Source organism: Oleiphilus sp. HI0067, from assembly GCF_001635735.1.
Window position 1 is genome coordinate 1 of the sequence record NZ_LWFI01001541.1, and the last position, 872, is coordinate 872.

Genomic DNA, 872 nt, shown 5'->3' on the forward strand with positions numbered 1-872 from the left:
TATTGTCTATACAAAGGGTCGCTCTGAAATTGCGGACCTTAGCTTTAGTGCCACCGAAGGGGATGCACTAAATGGACTACCTATTATCGTGCTGATTGATACCGGTTCAGCATCTGCTTCAGAAATTTTAGCTGGCGCGCTCCAAGATCATAAACGTGCAGTGATCATGGGAACTCAAAGCTTCGGTAAAGGCTCTGTTCAAAATGTACTGCAGTTAGACGAAGATCATGCATTAAAACTAACAACAGCTCGCTACTTCACGCCAAACGGAAGATCTATCCAAGCACAAGGCATCGTGCCAGACATTGTCGTAAATCGCGCCAAATTAGGCGATGAGCAAAAGCCTGACTTCTACCGTGAAGCCGACTTAGAAGGCCACTTGAGCAACGGTAACGATTCCGATAACGCTGGAACTCAAGATGAAGAAAACGGTGATGATAGCAATATGAAAGAACGTCTCGAAAAAGACTTCCAGTTACAAGAAGCACTCAGTCTGTTGAAAGCCATTGATATCCTAAAAATAGATATCTAAATTCGAGTTACCGCTAATAAAAGCCCAAGCTCCGCTTGGGCTTTGTTATGAAGATATGCTTAACACTCTCAGACAAATCTCATTCATCGCACTAGGACTAAGTCTCAGCCTCCTTGCGCAAGCCGAATCTGTCCCTCAAGCAACCATTGCAATTGTCATCGACGATCTAGGTCATCACCTTGAACGCGGTAAAACGCTTACGGATCTTCCCTACCCGCTCACGCTCGCATTTTTACCACACCGTCAGTATACGAAGACTTTAGCTATTCGCGGCTACAGCCAAGGCAAAGAGATCATGCTGCACGCGCCGATGGAGAACACTCGAAAGTTTTCTCTCGGA

2 protein-coding genes are annotated in these 872 nt (G+C 45.6%); both read left to right on the forward strand.

What is annotated here, in order from left to right:
* Nucleotides 1-532 (forward strand): S41 family peptidase (locus A3739_RS25145; RefSeq protein WP_304440314.1); only part of this gene is annotated, 532 nt, incomplete at its 5' end.
* A 55-nt stretch (nucleotides 533-587) separates the two neighbouring features.
* Nucleotides 588-872, forward strand: a 285-nt coding sequence (locus A3739_RS25150) for a divergent polysaccharide deacetylase family protein (RefSeq protein WP_197472562.1), incomplete at its 3' end; no start/stop codon positions are given.